Raw genomic sequence first — 17,941 nt, 5'->3', positions numbered from 1 at the left:
GCCATGCCGACGTCGCCGGTGACGCGTGGGTGGTCGCTGTCGTAGCCGCGGTGGGTCGGCAGGTCGAAGGCGACGGACAGGCCCTTCTGGCCGGCCGCCAGATTGCGCCGGTAGAACGCGTTGGACTCCTCGGCGGTGGAGAAGCCCGCGTACTGGCGGATGGTCCAGGGCTGATTGACGTACATCGTGGGGTACGGGCCGCGCAGGTACGGGGCGATGCCGGGGTAGGTGCCGAGGAAGTCCAGGCCCTCCAGATCCTTCCCCGTGTACAGCGGCTTGACGTCGATGCCCTCCGGCGTCTCCCAGAGCAGATCACCCTCGGAGCGGCCGGCCGACTCCTTCACCGCGGCCTGCCACCGGTCCTCGGAGACCTCCGCGGGAGCGCCCCCCGTCAGGGCTACGTCGGAGAAGTCCGGCACGGGGCCCTGGGGGGACCCGGTGGTCTCGGGGGTCTGCATCACGCCACTCCCATGCGGTCGAGTTCGGAGGAGAGCACGGCGACCACGTCGCAGCCGGCGAACACATGGACGTCGGCCCCGGGGTACCCGCCGGGCCGTCCCGCGAGATAGATCTGTTCCGCGCCCGCTCCCCGGAGGGCCGTGGCGACGGTGTCGGCCTGCTCGGCGTAGAGCGCGTCCGTCGAGCACAGGCAGGCGATCGACGCCCCACTGGCCGCGAAGGCGGCGGCAGCGGTCGACGCGTCCACCGAGACCGGCTCGTGGACGGGTTCGATGCCGCCCGACAGGAAGAGGTTCGCGGCGAAGGACGCCCGCGCGGTGTGCGCCGCGGCCGGTCCCAGCGCGGCGAGGAAGACCTTGGGGCGGCTGCCCGTGGAGGCCAGGTGCCGGTCCGACCTGGCCCGCAGCGCCTCGAACGCCTCGTCGCGCCGGACCCTGGGCAGTCCGCCGTCCGGCGCGTCGGCGGGCACGGACTCGCGCTCCACCGGCCGTTCCGTCAGATTCGGGAACTCACTGACCCCCGTCACGGGCTCCTTGCGCCGGGCCAGCTCCTTGCTCCGGGCCGCCCAGGTGGCCGCGATCCGGTCCTGGACCATGCCGGAGCCAAGGGCCGCCGCCTGGCCGCCCGACCGCTCGATCTCCTGGAAGAACGACCAAGCGGCAGCGGCGAGTTCCTCCGTCAGCCGCTCCACGTACCAGGAACCGCCCGCAGGGTCCGTCACCCTGGCCAGGTGCGATTCCTCCATCAGGATCGTCGAGGTGTTGCGGGCGATCCGCCGGGCGAACGCGTCCGGCAGACCCAGCGCGTGATCGAACGGCAGCACGGTGACGGACTCGGCTCCGCCGACGCCGGCCCCCAGACAGGCCAGGGTCGTGCGCAGCATGTTCACCCAGGGGTCACGGCGCGTCATCATCACCGACGAGGTCACGGCGTGCTGCCTCTGTGCCCCGGCGTCCGGGCTCCCGCAGACCTCTGCGACACGGGCCCACAGCCGGCGCGCCGCCCGCAGCTTCGCGATCGTCAGGAACTGGTCGGCGGTGGCCGCGTAGCGGAACTCCAGCTGTGCGCACGCCGCCTCGACGGAGAGCCCCGCGGCCGTCAGCGCCCGGAGATAGGCCACGCCCGTGGCCAGCGAGATCCCCAGCTCCTCGGCGGCGGAGCCGCCCGCCTCGTGGTACGGCAGCGCGTCCACCGTCAAGGCGCGCATCCCGGGGTGCTCGCGGGAGCACAGCAGCGCCCAGTGGACCGCGTCGCCCAGCTCGGGTTCCGCGCCCGACCGCGCGGCATGCCCGAGCGGATCCACCCCGAGGGTGCCGCGCGCAGCCGCCTTGGCGACCCCCCGGGCCTCGTAGAGCCCGAGCAACTCCCGTACGGCGGGACCAGGATCGGAGCCCGCGTCGAGGGCGACGGGCGCCAGGTCGAGAAGGACGCCCTCCAGCGCACGGGCGAGGCCGGAGACCGGAACCCCGCCGGGCCCGCCCACCGAGAGCCAGAGCGACGTGACGCCGTTCTCCAGGTCCCCGAGCAGCGCCTCGTTCAGGCGTACGGGATCGGCCAGCGCGTGACGCTGGCGCACGTCCCAGCCGTCCGTGGTGTTCCCCGTGGCCCTGCTGCCCCGGGTGAAGGGCGCGAAGCCGGGCAGACCGGGGTCCGCCGACGCGTCGGTGGAGGTGTACAGAGGGCGGGCGGTGAGCCCGTCCCCGAGTGCGGTGGACAGCGCTTCCTCGGCGGCCGTGCCCGCGACTTCCTTGCCCGACCTGTGCAGTACGCCTTCGACGAGGCTCTGCCACTGGTCGTGGGAAGGGTCGGGGAACTCGGCGGCCAGAGAGAGCCCGTCAGCAGGCAGGACCGTCATGCTCAGATGCTAGGTCAGCGCTCGGACGAGCAGCAGGTCCACAGGCTGTGACCTTGCCCTCTCCGAAATGTGTCGGATTCTCAGGGGAGGAGCGGCCTTGTCCTCCGGCACGGCCGGTGGCGAGGCCCGACGACGGGCACGGGGTTCGGCGTCGGGCCGCCTCCGGTCAGCCGCCGACGTAGGCCGCGAGGTGCTCGCCGGTCAGGGTGGAGCGCCCGGCGACGAGATCGGCCGGTGTGCCCTCGAAGACGATCCGGCCCCCGTCGTGGCCGGCACCCGGTCCGAGGTCGATGATCCAGTCGGCGTGCGCCATGACCGCCTGGTGGTGTTCGACGACGACGACCGACTTGCCGGAGTCGACGAGCCGGTCCAGCAGCCCGAGCAACTGCTGGACGTCGGCGAGGTGGAGGCCCGCGGTCGGCTCGTCGAGGACGTAGACGCCGCCCTTGTCGGCCATGTGGGTGGCCAGCTTGAGCCGCTGACGCTCGCCGCCCGACAGGGTGGTGAGCGGCTGGCCGAGGCTGAGGTAGCCGAGCCCCACGTCGGACAGCCGGCCGAGGATGCGGTGCGCCGCCGGTGTCTGCGCCTCACCGGTGCCGAAGAACTCCTCGGCCTCGGTCACCGGCATCGCGAGCACCTCGCTGATGTCACGGCCGCCGAGGCGGTACTCCAGCACCGAGGGCTGGAACCGCTTGCCCTCGCAGTCCTCGCACACGCTGGAGACACCGGCCATCATCGCCAGATCGGTGTAGATGACGCCCGCCCCGTTGCAATGGGGGCACGCCCCCTCGGAGTTGGCGCTGAACAGTGCAGGCTTGACGCCGTTGGCCTTGGCGAACGCCTTGCGGATCGGTTCGAGCAGCCCGGTGTACGTCGCCGGATTGCTGCGCCGCGATCCCCGGATCGCGCCCTGGTCGACCGACACCACGTTCTCGCCGGGAGGGATCGATCCGTGCACGAGGGAGCTCTTGCCGGATCCGGCGACGCCGGTGACGACGGTCAGCACCCCGAGCGGGACGTCGACGTCGACGTCCCGCAGGTTGTGCGCGGTCGCACCGCGGATCTCCAGGGTCCCGGTGGGCTTGCGCACCGTCTCCTTGAGGGCGGCCCGGTCGTCGAAGTGGCGTCCGGTGACGGTGCCGCCGGCCCGCAGTCCCTCGACAGTGCCTTCGAAGCAGACCGTGCCGCCCCCGGTGCCCGCGCCGGGGCCGAGGTCGACGATGTGGTCGGCGATCGAGATCGTCTCCGGCTTGTGCTCCACGACGAGCACCGTGTTGCCCTTGTCCCGCAGACGCAGCAGGAGGTTGTTCATCCGCTGGATGTCATGGGGGTGCAGGCCGATGGTGGGCTCGTCGAAGACGTAGGTGACATCGGTGAGCGAGGAGCCGAGGTGACGGATCATCTTGACGCGCTGGCCCTCGCCCCCCGACAGCGTGCCCGCCGGCCGGTCGAGCGAGAGATAGCCGAGGCCGATCTCCACGAAGGAGTCGAGGGTCTGACGCAGCGCCTCCAGCAGGGGCGCCACCGACGGCTCGTCCAGTCCGCGGACCCACTCCGCCAGATCACTGATCTGCATCGCGCAGGCGTCGGCGATGCTGATCCGCTTGATCTTCGAGGACCGTGCCCCCTCGCTCAGCCGGGTTCCGTCGCACTCGGGACAGGTGGTGAAGGTGACCGCCCGCTCCACGAACGCCCGGATGTGCGGCTGCATCGCCTCCTTGTCCTTGGACAGGAACGACTTCTGGATCTTGGGGATCAGCCCTTCGTAGGTGAGGTTGACACCGTTGACCTTCACCTTGACGGGCTCCCCGTACAAGAAGTCCTGGAGCTCCTTCTTGGTGTACCTGCGGATCGGCTTGTCCGGGTCGACGAAGCCCGACTGTGCGTAGACCTGCACGGTCCACTGGCTGTCCGACTTCCAGCCGGGGATGGTGAACGCGCCCTCGGCGAGCGACTTCGAGTCGTCGTAGAGCTGCGTGAGGTCGATGTCGGAGACCGTGCCCCGGCCCTCGCAGCGGGTGCACATGCCACCGGTCCGGCTGAAGGTGGCCTTCACCGTCTTCTTGTTCCCGCGCTCGACGGTGATCGCCCCGCTCGCCCGGACCGAGGGCACGTTGAAGGCGAAGGCGCCGGGCGGCCCGATGTGCGGTGTCCCGAGACGGCTGAAGAGGATGCGCAGCATCGCGTTGGCGTCGGTGGCGGTGCCCACCGTGGAACGGGGGTCTGCTCCCAGCCGCTGCTGGTCGACGATGATCGCCGTCGTCAGCCCTTCCAGTACGTCGACCTCGGGCCGCGCCAGCGTCGGCATGAAGCCCTGGACGAAGGCGCTGTAGGTCTCGTTGATCATCCGCTGGGACTCGGCGGCGATCGTGCTGAAGACCAGCGAGCTCTTGCCCGAGCCGGAGACGCCGGTGAACACCGTGAGCCGGCGCTTGGGGATCTCGACGCTGACGTCCCTGAGATTGTTCACGCGCGCGCCGTGCACACGGATCAGATCGTGGCTGTCGGAAACGTGCGGCGCGGACGACCCCGTGCTCTTCCTCGTGGCCATGCTCGTCGTCTCTCCATCTGTTCGCGGAACCGCCTTCGCGGCACCCGTCGGTGTCACCGGCGTGGTCGCGGCAACGGTGGTTGTCTATCAGACCGGTTGTGTCGTCCGGGGGCGGATCCGCGGCGAGCCCGGCGGAGGTGCGGCACGTCGCCGACCGAGCTCGGCGAACCCCCGGTTTCCACCCGGATCACGCTACGGGGGACGAGAGGCCCGCGCTTCTCCATTCCTGACCGGTCCGCGAGGACGGCGCCGCGCCCGTGCGGTCCTCGCCGTACCGCGTCTGCCTGGACTTTTCACAGTGCGTCACGGATTGTCCGAAGTTATGCTGCTGTCGACCCAGAACCGCAGGGAAGGACGCGCCGTGGCCGTGGGACCCGTGGAATACCTCGTCGTCACCTTTCCCGGCGGGAGCTTCGCCGAGGCGATCGCGCCCGTGCTGGCCGAGGCCGTCGCCTCCGAGGCCGTACGCATCCTCGATCTCACCTTCGCCCGCAGGGCCGCGGGCGGCGCTCCCGAGCCCGTCGGGCTGCGGGAGATGGACCCTCAGGGGCTGGTGTCGTTCGTACCACCCGACGACCGGCCCGCAGGGATGCCGCAGATCAGCGAGCTCGACGTCCTCGACGGCCTGTCCGAGGAGGCCTCTGCCGCGCTGATCGTGTGGGAGGACCTCTGGTCGGTGCCTCTCACACGAGCGGTCCAGGAGGCCGGTGGCCGGCTCCTGGCACACGAGAGGATCCCGGCGGACGGTGGGGACGATGTCATCACGCTCCTCGAGCGGCTCGCCGACCTGAAGCAGCGGGGCGTCCTCACCGACACCGAGTTCGCGGCGCAGAAGACGAGGATCCTCGCCGACTGACTCCCCGCCGGCCGGTACCCCGGTACCTCACGTTCCCTTTGTCGATATCCGCATGCCGTGCGACGTTGATTCCGACCTGCAGTCTGTCGGGAAAGAGGCAGTTCATCGTGCAGACCGCCCGGGCCGTCCCCGCATCGACCGTTGTCAACCTGCGCGATCTGGGCGGTATCGCCCTGGGCCGCCACCGCCGCCTGAGGCAGGGAATCCTTCTGCGCTCGGGCCAGCTGAGCGATTTCGACGCGGAGCACGACATGGCGGTGGCCGCACTCGGCATCCGTACGGTCGTCGACCTGCGCACCGCCGAGGAGCGCCAGTGGGCGCCCGACCGGCTTCCGACCGGTGCCAGGCTCTTCGTCGCCGATGTCCTCGGTGACAATCCGGGCGTGGCGCCGGCCCGGCTGAGGGCACTGCTCAGTGACCCGGACGGAGCAGCCGCTCTGCTCGGGGGCGGGAAGGCGGAGGAACTGTTCGCGCAGACCTACCGGAAGATGGTCCTGTCCCCGGGGGCGGCGGCCGCCTACCGCGCCTTCCTGGACACGGTCGCGGATCCACGGGCGAGACCGCTGCTCTTCCACTGCGCGACGGGGAAGGACCGGACGGGCTGGGCCACCGCTCTGCTCCTGATGATGGCGGGTGCGTCGCGTGACGTCGTGCGCGCGGAGTTCCTCGCGGTGAACCGTGCGGTCCGTGCCGCGTTCGGGCCCGCGGTACGGCGTTTCCTCGACGAGGGCGGGGACCCGGAGATCGCGTCCGCGGTCATCGAGGCCCGGCCCCGGTATCTCGAGGCCGCGCTGGACGCGATGGACGAGCGCTGGGGCGGACTGGACGGTTACCTGAGCAAGGCGCTGCGGCTTCCTCCCGCCGTGGCCGAGCGGCTCCGCGCCGACCTGACCGTCCCCGCCTGACGGTCCCGGCCTGATGGTCCGCGCCGACCTGGCCGTCCCCGCCTGACGGTCCCGCGCCGGGACCTGATGCACGGACCCCGGACGCGGACCGGCCCGGTACCGCGTCGGGGGACGCGGGACCGGGCCGGGCGCTTGCCGCACCGCTCAGATCTTCAGCAGCTGTTCGCTGATGTCGCGGTAGCGCTGGAGCGCTATACGCAGCTCCTCGGTCTGGGCGTCGGTGTCCTGTTCCTGCCAGCTCGCGCGCAGGACGCGCCTGCGTTCCGTGAGGGCTTCGGTCAGGCCCGAGACGATCTGGTCGAACGTGCTGTCCGCCTCCTCGACCGCCCGGCGAGGGCTCTCGACGAAGTCGGTGACCGCCTGCTGCATACGCTGCGAGAGCTTGTCCTGATCGTCGCGGGAGACCAGGGGACCTTCGGTGCCGGCGCGGGAGACCGGAGTGCTTTCGGTCCCTGCGGTCCCGTGACGGCCGGCGCGCTCGGACGCCTGCGCGGCGGGAGCCGTGCGCGGGGCGGGCGGGACGCTCAGATCGTCGGGGCCGCCGCTCCCCGGCTTCAGGCTCTTGCCGTCCCCGGAGGTGATTCCCGATGCCGTTCCGGGCGTCCTGCCCGATGTCGCTCCGGGCGTCCTGACCGGTTCCTCTCCCGGAGTTCTGCCCGATGTCGAGCCGGGCGTCGTCGACGGCGCCGTCGACGGGGTGTTCTCCGGAGTGCCGTTGTGCCGCGCCTCCTTGGCGGAGACCGGGTCGGAGTCGGTCGTGTGCTCAATACGGTCGGTCATGCTGTCGCACTGCCCTTCGTCTCGTGTCGGTCCGTCTGGGGTGTTGCGTCCGTCGCGTCCGGTGCGTCTGCGAGCAGTACGTCGAAGAGCGCCCGGGACTCGATCAGGGCCTTCCGCATCTCCTCCGTGCCGCCCTGGCCGCGCACGGCCGTGTGCACCCTGCGGTACCCGTCGACCTGGTGGGCGTGGTGGACGGAGAGGGCGGCCGTCTGCTCCTCGAAGCTGTCGCCGTCCGGGAAGCCCCGGTCACGTGCCAGCTGCGCCAGGAGGGCGTCCGCTTCGACGACCGCGTCCCTGGGGGAGTCGATGAACTGTTCCTGCACCTCGGCCCAGCGGCGGCAGTACGCCTCGCGGGCTTCCGCCGGCAGGGGCCGCTCCGACAGGGAGCCGTGCTGCTTCACGCGTTCGGAGAGCTCGTGCTCGGCCGCCTTGGTGTCGCCGTCGTGGCGGGCGACGGTGCGGTCGTACTCGGGTCCGAAGCGGCGCTGCAGTCCTCGTCCGCCGGTACTGCGGCCACGGACGAGGAAGAAGGCGAGCGCTGCCACCAGGACGACGGCAACGATGATCACCACGGTCGTCATGGGTGACGCTCCCGTCGGTTCGCGGTCGGTGCGTCGTGCTGTTCCACTCTCGTCAACCCCTTCCGGTTCGGGCCCGGTTCGGTGTAAGGCCGGGCTGTCCGCACCAGCCGTGTACCCACTCGGCACGGTTCATGCAGGGAAAGCCCCGGTATCCTGGAAGGCGCCGAACCGGACGCTCCCGGGCCGATCGCCGAACCGTCCGGGACGAGTCGCGAGAGGGGTAAGGGGTGACCGAGCGCAAACCCGCGGGGGTCAGCTTCGAGACGTGGGTGGACCGGCAGATCCGGGAGGCCGAGGAGCGTGGCGCCTTCGCCGACCTGCCGGGCGCCGGCAAGCCGCTCCCGGGTCTCGACAGGCCCTACGACGCGATGTGGTGGATCAAGGCGAAGATGGAACGCGAGGGGCTGTCGGCGCTCCCGCCCTCCCTCGCCCTGCGCAAGGCCGCGGAGGACGCCCGGGAGGAAGCGTCCCGGGCCCGCTCCGGGGCGGAGGTCCGGCGCATCCTGACCGACATGAACGAGAGAATCCGCGAGGCCCTGGCCAGACCGCCGGAAGGGCCGCCGCTGAACCTCACACCGTTCGACGTCGACGCGATCGTGAAGGAGTGGCACGCCGGGCGCCCAGGGTGAGGGTGATGCGTGGTGTGCGCGCGGAGTGCGAAACAATCGCCCCATGAGATCGCGCATGACGGGCCCACGCGGCGAGGTCCGTGTCCGGCGTGCCGTCGCACGGGACGCCAGAAGGCTCACCCGACTGGTCACCACGTCGCGCGCCTACGAGGGCCCCTACGCGCCCATGGTCGCGGGGTACAAGGTCGGCCCGGACTACATCGAGGCGCACGCGGTCCATGTGGCCGTCGACGACGACGGCCGGGTGCTCGGCTTCTACGCCCTGGTCCTGTCCCCGCCGGAGCTCGACCTCATGTTCGTCGCCGACGACGCCCAGGGCCGGGGAATCGGACGGCTCCTCATCGGCCACCTGCGAGAGGAGGCGCGCCGTGCAGGTCTGGACTCCGTACGTGTGGTCGCGCACCCGCCGGCCGAGGGCTTCTACCTCAGCGTGGGCGCCGAACGCACCGGCACCGTCGCGGCCCGCCCGCCCGCGGTGATGTGGGACCGGCCCGAACTGGTCCTCCCGGTCGACGGGAGCCCCTGAGCCGGACGGCCCCGCGTGTGCCGGACCGGCCGTCCGGCACACGCGGGGCGGGGTCCGCTAGGACCAGCCGCCGTACGGGCGGGTGATGAGCTCCATCCCGTGACCGCTCGGGTCGGGGAAGTACACCCCGCGCCCGCCGTCGTTGTGGTTGATCTCGCCGGGGTGCTTGAGGTGGGGATCCGCGTAGTAGGCGATCCCCTGCGCCTCGATCTGCTCGAAGGCGATGTCGAACTCCGCCTCGGAGATGAGGAACGCGTAGTGCTGCGTGGTGATCGACTCGGCGGGAACGGTCGCGAAGTCCAGCGTGACACCGTTGGCGAGGACGACCGGGATGAAGGGCCCCCACTCCGTTCCGACGGTGAGACCCAGAAGATTCGCCAGGAAATCGGCGGACTCCCGGTTGTCCCGGCAGTGGACGATGGTGTGGTTCAACTCGACTGACACTGTGGAATGCCTCCAACGGGCATCTCACGGGCTACCTCCACGCCTCACCCGGACGGTGACCGACGCGCGATGCCGTACGACGATCTTAGGTGAGTTGTCACGGTCCGTCGAGGCTGTGGCCCGCGGTCGGTGCCCGCGTTCCGGCCACCGGAGCCGGTGCTGTGGTGGATTTCCCGGCGGCTGCCACCATGGAGAGCATCAGCAGGCGCGCTGTCCCGCGGCTGCGGGCGGACGTGGGCGATGCAGGATTCACGACGGTTTCGCGGGGAACGCGTACCACCTCGACGAGGTGGGGAGGCATCCATGGGACAGAGACCCGCGGGCACCGGTGGCAGCAATGGAAGCGGAAGTGACGGGGCCGGGGCGAACCCCCGCAGCGGACGGCAGGAGACCGAGGAGGAGCGGGCGGACCGGCAATGGGGCGAGCTGCTCCAGGAGCTCCGGGTCGCACAGACCGGCGTCCAGATCCTGTTCGGCTTCCTGCTCGCGGTCGTCTTCCAGCCCCGCTTCGCCGACCTCTCCACCGTCGACCGCAACATCTACGTCGTGACCGTCATGCTCGGCTCCGCCACCGCGGCCGCGCTGATAGGGCCCGTGTCCTACCACCGGCTGCTCACCGGCCGCCGGATGAAGTCGCAGACGGTCACGTGGGCCTCCCGCCTGACGAAGCTGGGGCTCGGCCTTCTCTTCTGCACCATGTGCAGCACGCTGCTGCTCATACTGCGGGTGGCGCTGCACAACGTGGTGGCCCTGTGGCTGGTCGGGGCGATGGCCCTGTGGTTCCTGGTCTGCTGGTTCGTCTTCCCGCTGTGGGCCATCGCCCGGGGCGACGGCCGCCGGCGGGACGGGGACGACGAGGGCTGAAGGCCCGCGCCCTGACCGTCAGTCCTCGTCGGCGTCCTCCGGGCTGCGTACGTCCGTCACGGTGAAGAGTCCGCCGTCCGGGTCACGCAGCGTCGCCTCGCTGCCGTGCTGCACGTCGCGCCGTTCCATCAGGCTGCCGCCGCTCCGCTCCGCCGCGACGACCGTGGCAGCCACGTCGGCCACGGGGAACTGGACCTGCCAGTGCGGTCGCACCTGCGGGTCGGGCGCGGCTTCCACGGCACCGGAGCTGATCCGGGCCAGGGGGCGCCCGTTGCAGCGTACGAGCACCTCCTCCTTCACGTACGCCACCTCGCATCCGCCCGGCTCCCCGCTTTCCCAGCCCAGGACCTCGCCGTAGAAGATCGCCGCGTCGAAGGCGTCCCTGGTGCGCAGGCGGAGCCAGGCGTGTGCCCGGTTACCGGAGGGTGCGAGGGTGGCCGCGCGGCCGGTCCACTCCCAGATGCCGAAGGACGCGCCGTCCCGGTCGGCGGCCAGGACGGCGCGTCCCTGTCCGACGGTCAGCGGGCCCACGCCCACCGTTCCACTGCGTTCGCGGATGCGGTCGGCGACGACATCCGCGTCCCGGACGGAGAAGTAGGGCATCCAGGCGACGGCCACCTGGTAGGCGGACGCGACGGCACCGATGCCCGCCACGGGCACGCCCCCGGAGCGCGCCATCACGAACTCCCTGCCCAGTGGGCCCGGGCGGAAGGTCCAGCCGAGAACGGCGCCGTAGAAGCGCTGCGCGTCCTCCAGGTCCCGGGTCACCAGGTGGACCCAGCAAGGAGCGCTCGCACCGCTCAGCACCGCCGGTTCCGGCGCGGTCCGCGGATCGCCAGGAGTCATGGTCCCACTGCCTTATCGGTTCTGCGGCATGACTTCTTCGGTGCCGCGGGGCCACGACCAGCCTCATGCGCGTCGGCGACTCCCGCAACACGCGGCGGCCGTGATCACACCCCGCCCCGTGGCGGCGCGTTCGTGATGTCGAGGAAGACGTGCTCGGCCTCGGGCCAGCTCCGGGCGATCGACCGCTTGATCCGGACGGACACACGCTCGACCTCCTCGCTGTCGATGCCCGGTGCCAGGTCGACCCTGGCGGCCACGAGTACGGAGTCCAGGCCCAGGCCCATGGTGAACAGGGCCGCGACGTTGTCGATCTCGGCCTGGGCCGTGAGGAGCTCCTCCACACCCCGGCGCAGCTCCGGGTCGGCCGACTCCCCGATCAGCCGGTCGCGGGCGTCCTTGCCCAGCCGGAAGGCGACGTAGACCAGCAGCAGGCCGATCCCCAGGGAGGCGGAGGCCTCCCACACGACGTCTCCCGTGACCAGGTGCAGCACCATCCCCGCCATGGCCAGCAGCACACCCACAACCGCCGTGCTGTCCTCGGCGATGACCGTCCGCAGCGCCGGGTCGCGGGCGGCGCCCTTCTCCCGGCGCAGTTGCAGCAGTGCGCGGACGAGTGAAGCGCCCTCGGCGAGGAAGGCCACTCCGAGGACGATCAGGCCGACCGTGTACCCGTCCGGTGACTCCTGTTCGTCACTGCCCAGCGCCTCGAAGCCCTGGAAGAACGAGAAGCAGCCGCCGACGACGAAGATTCCGACGGCGGCGAGCAGCGACCAGAAGTAGCGCTCCTTGCCGTATCCGAACGGATGGCGGGCGTCGGGAGGGCGGTGGCTGCGCCGCAGGGCGGCCAGCAGGAAGACCTCGTTCACGCTGTCCGCCACGGAGTGTGCCGCCTCGGACAGGAGGGCGGGGGACCCCGAGAGCAGTCCGCCCGCGGTCTTCGCGGCCGCGATCACGAGATTGGCCGCGAGCGCGACGACGATGGTGACACGGGTCCTGCGGTCCGACTCGGGCTGGTTCATATGCCCCCCGGTTTCATGTTCCTCCGATCGACGATGAGAGAGGGACGGCCCTGACACAGCCGTCCGGGCCCGCTCGTGGAGGGGCCCGGACGGCTGTGCCCCGACCACCGGCGGGGTGCTGCGCGCGTCAGTCACGCCGGTTCTCGTCCTCCGGCGGCGGGATCACCTCGTTACCGCGGTCGCTGAGTTCGTACGGGGTCATCGCCCGGCCGTCCTCGGGGAAGTGGTCCGGGTGGTGCCTGCCGCTCTCCTGGATCTCCGTCCGGTGGTCCGGACGCCGCGGCTGCTCCTCGGGGCGCGGGGGCGGTGACTCCTTGTCCCGGCGCCGCATCCCGAACCAGAAACCGCCGATCAGCAGAATCACCACGGCGAGCCCGACGACGCCGACGATCACACCCACCGCGCCCGGTCCGTCGTCGGCGAGGATGACGGCGAGCGAGTCCCTTGCTCCGTTCGTTACGTCCATGCATGGCGCATACCCCGGGGAGTCGATCACAGACAGCCACCCACATGAATTCATGTTTTATGACGATGTCGCGGTAAATGCGTTTCATATGGGTCACATCGGCTGCACGATGATGACTGTGCTGGCAGGTTCCCGTGCCCCATGTTTCCCTGCCGTGCGCCGGGTACGAGGTCTTTCGCGCGGGCCTGCCGGCCCGGGCCGTCGCTCGTGTCGCCGACACCGGGCCGTGGGGTGAGCCTTGAGGGAGCGCCCGGACCGCTGGGGGGAACGCGATGGGCCCCCCGTCACACGATCGGCCCCGGCGGGAGGCTGCCGAGCGGCGCTCAGGCGCCCCCAGTGAAAGGAATACAGGGTGAACAGCACGCAGGAGCAGACGCAGGAACACCGCGAGAGCGGCGACGTCGTCGTCGCGGTGACCGGCTGTCCGAAGGAGGACGCACGCACGGTGTTCGACGTGCTGCGCCGTTCGTTCGTCTCCGACCGTCCGGCGAGCGACGAACCCGAGGACGCGTCGGACACCCGTCCCACCGTGTGGACCGCGACCGTCGACGTCTCCGAGACGAAGGCAGGTCCCGGGCCCGCGGAGCTCTCCGTGCCGGTGACGGTGGAGGCGCAGGGCGGCTACTGGGCGGTCGACCGTCTCCGTAAGCACCTGGCGGACGCGTTCACCGTCCGGCTCGTCGGAACAGCGGCGGGCGACCAGGAGCAGGAGATCCGCCTGCGGCTGGAGAGCCACCGTCCCGCGTGACGACCGCACCACACGAACCCGGAAGGTACGCGCACATGAATGCCACCCCGGGGACCGCCGACGCGGAAGCGGCGCAGGTGCCGACTCCCGACGACAGTTCCACCTTCACGCTGCACGTCAACGGCACGGCACGGACGCTGACGCTCGATCACCGCACCACCGTGCTGGACGCGCTGCGCGAGCACCTCGGACTCACCGGTGCCAAGAAGGGCTGCGACCACGGCCAGTGCGGGGCCTGCACCGTCCTCGTCGAGGGCCGGCGTGCCAACAGCTGCCTCCTGCTCGCGGTCGCCCAGCAGGACGCCCGCATCACCACCGTCGAAGGGCTGGCCGAGGGCGACGTGCTGCACCCGCTGCAGGCCGCCTTCGTCGAACGGGACGCGCTCCAGTGCGGCTACTGCACCCCCGGGCAGATCTGTTCCGCGGTCGGCATGCTCGGTGAGGCCGAGGACGGCTTCCCCTCCCACGTCACCCCTGCGGCGGCCCTCGCGGCCGACGGGCCGGCCCCGCTCGGCGCCGACGAGATCCGCGAGCGGATGAGCGGCAACCTCTGCAGGTGCGGCGCCTACCCCCACATCGTCGAGGCGATCGAGGACGTGACCCCGTGAAACCCTTCGCCTATCTGCGTCCCGGATCCGTCGCCGAGGCCGTCCGCGCAGGAGCCGGGCATCCGGGCGCACGGTTCCTCGGGGGCGGCACCAACCTCGTCGACCTGATGAAGCTCGGGGTGGAGTCGCCCGCTCTCCTCATCGACGTCAGCCGCCTGCCCCTGGACCGGGTGGCGCGGACGGACGACGGCGGCCTCCGGATCGGCGCCACCGTGCGCAACAGCGACCTCGCGGCGCACCCCGACGTACGGAGCGGCTACCCCGCCCTGACGCAGGCCCTGCTCGCCGGGGCCTCCGGGCAGCTCCGCAACACCGCCACCACCGCCGGCAATCTGCTCCAGCGCACCCGGTGCCCGTACTTCCAGGACGTCTCCAAGCCCTGCAACAAGCGGATCCCCGGCTCGGGCTGTCCGGCTCGTGAGGGCGCCAACCGTGACCTCGCGGTGCTCGGCCACTCGCAGGACTGCGTCGCCACCAACCCCTCGGACATGGCGGTCGCACTCGCGGCGCTGGACGCGACCGTCCAGCTGCACGGACCCGAGGGGGAGCGGACCGTTCCCGTGACCGACTTCCACCGGCTGCCCGGGGACAACCCCGACCAGGACACGGTGATCCGCCCCGGCGAGCTGATCACCGAGGTGGTGCTGCCACCGCCTCCCGCCGGTGCCGTCTCGCTCTACCGCAAAGCCCGGGACCGTGCCTCGTACGCCTTCGCCCTGGCCTCCGTGGCGGCCGTGCTGAGTGTGCGCGACGGCCGTGTCGACCGGGTCGCGCTCGCCTTCGGGGGGCTCGCCCACCGGCCGTGGCGTGCCCGGGTGGCGGAGGACGTGCTGCGCGGGGCCCACACCACCGAGGACGCCTTCGCGCGCGCGGTGGAGGCCGAGCTCGCGGCCGCGAGGCCTCTGCGGGACAACGGCTTCAAGGTGGACCTGGCCCGCCGGCTGGCCGTCGGCGCACTCACCGAACTCACCGCCCGGACCGCACCCGCCTGATCCGCCGGCTCCGCACCCCCGAAGAACCGAGGACTTCCGTCATGAGCGAGACCCCCCAGGCGCTCGGCGCGCCCGTCGTCCGCCGCGAGGGCCGGGACAAGGTCACCGGCACCGCCCGCTACGCCGCGGAACACACCGCGCCCGGCCGCCTGTACGGCTGGATCGTCCCCGCCACCGTCGCGAGCGGGCGCGTCACCGCGATCCGCACCGCCGACGCGCTCGCCGTGGCGGGGGTGCACACCGTCCTGACCCACGACAACGCGCCGCGGCTGGAGGAGCCCGACGACCCGATCCTCGCCGTGCTGCAGGACGACCGGGTGCCGCACCGGGGCTGGCCCGTCGCCCTCGTCCTGGCCGAGACCCTGGAGTCCGCGCGGGCCGGCGCGGGGGCCGTGCACGTCGAGTACGCCACCACCGGCCACGACGTCGTCCTCTCCGGCGACCACCCGGGCCTGTACACCCCCGAGGAGGCCAACGGCGGCCACCCGGGTCTGCGCGAACGCGGCGACGCGATGCGCGCCTTCGAGGCCGCACCCGTGTGCATCGACGCCGTCTACACGCTCCGGGCCCTGCACAACCACCCCATGGAACCGCACGCCTCCACCGCCCGGTGGGCCGACGGGCACCTGACCGTCCACGACTCCAGCCAGGGATCGACCGCCGTACGCAACAGCCTCGCCCTGGCGCTCGGGCTCGACCGGGACCACATCACCGTCATCTCCGAGCACGTCGGTGGCGGCTTCGGCTCCAAGGGCACCCCGCGCCCCCAGGCCGTCCTCGCCGCGATGGCCGCGCGCCACACCGGGCACCCCGTCCAGCTGGCCCTGCCCCGGCGGTACATGGCGGCGATCGTCGGGCACCGCGCGCCCACGCTGCAGCGGGTGCGCCTGGGCGCCGACCGGGACGGGGTCCTCTCGAGCGTCTCCCACGAGATCGTCACCCAGACCTCCAGGATCAAGGAGTTCGTCGAGCAGGCAGCCGTCCCCGCCCGCATCATGTACGCCTCGCCCCACAGCCGCACGGAGCACCGGGTCGCGGCACTCGACGTGCCCAGCCCGTCGTGGATGCGCGCACCGGGGGAGGCCTCGGGCATGTACGCCCTGGAGTCGGCCATGGACGAACTGGCGTGCGCGCTCGGGATCGATCCGGTCGAGCTGCGCCTGCGCAACGAACCGCCGGCCGAACCCGACAGCGGACGCCCCTTCAGCAGCCGCAACCTCGCGGCGTGCCTGACCGAGGGCGCCCGGCGTTTCGGCTGGTCCGGCCGGAACCCGCAGCCCGCCTCCAGCGAGGACGGTGCCTGGCTGCTCGGCACCGGGGTCGCCTCGGCGACGTACCCCGTACTCGTCTCGAAGTCGGCGGCGTCCGCGCGGGCCGTCCCGGACGGCTCCTTCCGCATCGGGGTCAACGCCACCGACATCGGCACCGGCGCCCGCACCGTCCTGGCGCAGATCGCCGCCTCGGTCCTGGGCACACCCCCGGAGAACGTCCAGGTCGACATCGGCAGCAGCGACCTGCCCACCGCGTCCGTCGCCGGCGGTTCCTCGGGTACCGCCTCCTGGGGTTCCGCCGTGCACAAGGCGGCCACCGCCCTGATGCACCGCATCGCCGAACACGCGGGGCCGCTTCCGCCGGAGGGCATCAGCGTCACCGCCGACACCGGTGAGGAGACCGCGCAGGAGTCCCCGTACTCACGCCACGCCTTCGGTGCGCATTTCGCCGAGGTGGCCGTCGACTCACTCACCGGCGAGGTGCGGGTACGCAGGCTGCTCGGCGTGTACGCCGCCGGACGCATCCTCAACTCCCGTACGGCGCGGTCCCAGTTCATCGGCGGGATGGTGATGGGCCTGGGCATGGCCCTCACGGAGGGCAGCACCATGGACCCGGCCTTCGGGGACTTCACCGAGAGCGACCTGGCCTCCTACCACGTGCCGAGCTGCGCGGACGTCCCCGACATCCAGGCGCACTGGATCGACGAGGACGACCCGCACCTCAACCCCATGGGGAGCAAGGGGATCGGCGAGATCGGCATCGTGGGAACCGCGGCAGCGATCGGGAACGCCGTGCGCCACGCCACCGGCGCCCGGCTGCGCGAGCTGCCCCTCACCCCGGACAAGCTGCTGCCCTACCTGCCGTGACACCCCGTGGCCGGGCCCCTCGGTTGCGCAACCGGCCCCCTGGGGTCACCCTGATGAGTGACCCAGAAGTGATTACTGCTCACGCTTCGTGTTCGGGGGTCGTTGGTTCAAACGGGGTGAAGTACGTGAGCCTCGCGGTGAGGAGCCTCGACGATGACCGTTCCACTCGACCGGCACTATCTGGTCGAACTGCAGGTGTCGGCAGAGCGCATTTCCCAACTGCGGCGCATAGTCGCCGCACACCTCCGCCACTGGAGCCTCGACCTGCACGTCCGGCCGGTGTGCCGGGCGGCGGAGGAGCTGCTGACGAACGTCCAGCGGCATGTCGGCGACGGCGACCACTGCGTCGTCGAGCTCCGCTGGACCGGTCGGCACCTCACGGTGTCCGTGGCCGACAACGATTCCCGGATGCCCCGGCTGCTCGACGGCGGGGGCGGTGGCCTCAGCCGGGTCATGGCCCTGAGCGACAGCTGGGGGACCTGCCGGACCCCCGACGGCAAAGTCGTCTGGTTCACGCGTTACGCCGAGGCGCCGTGCACCACCGGGCTGCTTCCGCGTACGCCGCTCCCCGCCGGCCTCACGTCCCTCGGCGACCCGGCCGAGGACGACGCGACCTCGGGCGGGAACACGCCGGTGGCCGAACTGGTGTGACGGACAGCCCGGTACCGGCCCGG

At 71.6% G+C, this 17,941-nt stretch carries 19 protein-coding genes; 10 read left to right on the top strand and 9 right to left on the bottom strand.

What is annotated here, in order from left to right; genetic code table 11:
- From ACFUNE_RS12865 to ACFUNE_RS12855, 3 genes are all read right to left on the bottom strand, one after another.
- The coding region (locus ACFUNE_RS12865; protein ID WP_383565706.1) for a methylmalonyl-CoA mutase family protein at nucleotides 1-458 on the bottom strand (458 nt) is incomplete at its 3' end.
- A complete protein-coding gene (gene mutA / locus ACFUNE_RS12860) occupies nucleotides 458-2,314 on the bottom strand; it encodes a methylmalonyl-CoA mutase small subunit (RefSeq protein ID WP_383565704.1) in 1,857 nt (618 codons plus the stop codon). The genes ACFUNE_RS12865 and mutA, both read right to left, overlap by 1 nt.
- A 166-nt stretch (nucleotides 2,315-2,480) precedes the next feature.
- Complete coding sequence (locus ACFUNE_RS12855; RefSeq protein ID WP_383565702.1) at nucleotides 2,481-4,865, bottom strand: ATP-binding cassette domain-containing protein; 2,385 nt, start codon at nucleotides 4,863-4,865, stop codon at nucleotides 2,481-2,483.
- Between the two features lie 361 nt (nucleotides 4,866-5,226).
- Between ACFUNE_RS12855 and ACFUNE_RS12850 the strand changes: the two genes are divergently transcribed.
- Together ACFUNE_RS12850 and ACFUNE_RS12845 are read left to right on the top strand one after the other, a co-directional pair.
- A complete protein-coding gene (locus ACFUNE_RS12850; protein ID WP_383565700.1) occupies nucleotides 5,227-5,721 on the top strand; it encodes a DUF6325 family protein in 495 nt (164 codons plus the stop codon).
- A 107-nt stretch (nucleotides 5,722-5,828) separates the two neighbouring features.
- Nucleotides 5,829-6,626 carry a tyrosine-protein phosphatase gene (locus tag ACFUNE_RS12845; protein WP_383565698.1) on the top strand — a complete coding sequence of 266 codons (798 nt, stop codon included), beginning with the start codon at nucleotides 5,829-5,831 and terminating at the stop codon, nucleotides 6,624-6,626.
- A gap of 144 nt (nucleotides 6,627-6,770) precedes the next feature.
- On the opposite strand, the gene ACFUNE_RS12840 is transcribed toward ACFUNE_RS12845, so the two are convergent.
- Together ACFUNE_RS12840 and ACFUNE_RS12835 are read right to left on the bottom strand one after the other, a co-directional pair.
- Nucleotides 6,771-7,406: a hypothetical protein gene (locus tag ACFUNE_RS12840; RefSeq protein ID WP_383565696.1), complete on the bottom strand. Its 636-nt coding sequence runs from the start codon at nucleotides 7,404-7,406 to the stop codon at nucleotides 6,771-6,773.
- Complete coding sequence (locus ACFUNE_RS12835; protein WP_383565694.1) at nucleotides 7,403-7,987, bottom strand: hypothetical protein; 585 nt, start codon at nucleotides 7,985-7,987, stop codon at nucleotides 7,403-7,405. Before ACFUNE_RS12835 ends, ACFUNE_RS12840 begins: the two co-directional genes overlap by 4 nt.
- 227 nt (nucleotides 7,988-8,214) lie before the next feature.
- Between ACFUNE_RS12835 and ACFUNE_RS12830 the strand changes: the two genes are divergently transcribed.
- Nucleotides 8,215-8,616, top strand: coding sequence for a DUF1992 domain-containing protein (locus ACFUNE_RS12830; RefSeq protein WP_383565692.1), 402 nt, complete (start codon nucleotides 8,215-8,217; stop codon nucleotides 8,614-8,616).
- A gap of 43 nt (nucleotides 8,617-8,659) precedes the next feature.
- Nucleotides 8,660-9,142 (top strand): GNAT family N-acetyltransferase, encoded by a 483-nt coding sequence (locus tag ACFUNE_RS12825; protein ID WP_383565690.1) that lies wholly within the window; start codon nucleotides 8,660-8,662, stop codon nucleotides 9,140-9,142.
- 57 nt (nucleotides 9,143-9,199) lie between these two features.
- Here ACFUNE_RS12825 and ACFUNE_RS12820 read toward each other — a convergent pair whose 3' ends face one another.
- Entirely contained in the window at nucleotides 9,200-9,586 is a 387-nt protein-coding gene (locus ACFUNE_RS12820) for a VOC family protein (RefSeq protein ID WP_383565688.1), read from the bottom strand.
- Between the two features lie 303 nt (nucleotides 9,587-9,889).
- Between ACFUNE_RS12820 and ACFUNE_RS12815 the strand changes: the two genes are divergently transcribed.
- A complete protein-coding gene (locus tag ACFUNE_RS12815; protein ID WP_383565686.1) occupies nucleotides 9,890-10,450 on the top strand; it encodes a DUF6328 family protein in 561 nt (186 codons plus the stop codon).
- An 18-nt stretch (nucleotides 10,451-10,468) separates the two neighbouring features.
- On the opposite strand, the gene ACFUNE_RS12810 is transcribed toward ACFUNE_RS12815, so the two are convergent.
- The 3 genes from ACFUNE_RS12810 to ACFUNE_RS12800 form a co-directional block, all read right to left on the bottom strand.
- The gene (locus ACFUNE_RS12810; RefSeq protein WP_383565684.1) at nucleotides 10,469-11,296 is read right to left on the bottom strand and encodes a VOC family protein; all 828 of its coding nucleotides are present in this window, start codon (nucleotides 11,294-11,296) and stop codon (nucleotides 10,469-10,471) included.
- A gap of 104 nt (nucleotides 11,297-11,400) precedes the next feature.
- A complete protein-coding gene (locus tag ACFUNE_RS12805; protein ID WP_383565682.1) occupies nucleotides 11,401-12,315 on the bottom strand; it encodes a cation diffusion facilitator family transporter in 915 nt (304 codons plus the stop codon).
- A 127-nt stretch (nucleotides 12,316-12,442) separates the two neighbouring features.
- Nucleotides 12,443-12,781 carry a DUF6479 family protein gene (locus tag ACFUNE_RS12800; RefSeq protein WP_383565680.1) on the bottom strand — a complete coding sequence of 113 codons (339 nt, stop codon included), beginning with the start codon at nucleotides 12,779-12,781 and terminating at the stop codon, nucleotides 12,443-12,445.
- 352 nt (nucleotides 12,782-13,133) lie between these two features.
- Here ACFUNE_RS12800 and ACFUNE_RS12795 point away from each other — a divergent pair, with 352 nt between their 5' ends.
- The 5 genes from ACFUNE_RS12795 to ACFUNE_RS12775 all read left to right on the top strand — a co-directional run bounded on the left by ACFUNE_RS12795 (nucleotide 13,134) and on the right by ACFUNE_RS12775 (nucleotide 17,918).
- Entirely contained in the window at nucleotides 13,134-13,529 is a 396-nt protein-coding gene (locus tag ACFUNE_RS12795; protein ID WP_383565678.1) for a hypothetical protein, read from the top strand.
- Nucleotides 13,530-13,564: 35 nt separating this feature from the next.
- Nucleotides 13,565-14,137, top strand: coding sequence for a 2Fe-2S iron-sulfur cluster-binding protein (locus ACFUNE_RS12790; protein WP_383565676.1), 573 nt, complete (start codon nucleotides 13,565-13,567; stop codon nucleotides 14,135-14,137).
- Nucleotides 14,134-15,129, top strand: coding sequence for an FAD binding domain-containing protein (locus ACFUNE_RS12785; RefSeq protein ID WP_383565674.1), 996 nt, complete (start codon nucleotides 14,134-14,136; stop codon nucleotides 15,127-15,129). The genes ACFUNE_RS12790 and ACFUNE_RS12785 overlap by 4 nt, the downstream gene beginning before the upstream one ends.
- A 41-nt stretch (nucleotides 15,130-15,170) precedes the next feature.
- On the top strand, nucleotides 15,171-17,267 hold the full coding sequence (locus tag ACFUNE_RS12780; protein WP_383565672.1) for a xanthine dehydrogenase family protein molybdopterin-binding subunit: 2,097 nt from the start codon (nucleotides 15,171-15,173) through the stop codon (nucleotides 17,265-17,267).
- 153 nt (nucleotides 17,268-17,420) lie between these two features.
- Nucleotides 17,421-17,918, top strand: a complete 498-nt coding sequence (locus ACFUNE_RS12775; RefSeq protein ID WP_383565670.1) for an ATP-binding protein — start codon at nucleotides 17,421-17,423, stop codon at nucleotides 17,916-17,918.
- Nucleotides 17,919-17,941 lie beyond the last annotated feature (23 nt).

Origin of the sequence: Streptomyces sp. NPDC057287, from assembly GCF_042667905.1 — a bacterium.
GTDB lineage: Bacteria > Actinomycetota > Actinomycetes > Streptomycetales > Streptomycetaceae > Streptomyces.
Note: the sequence above shows the minus strand (reverse complement) of the source record. Positions and strands in the feature narration are given on the sequence as shown.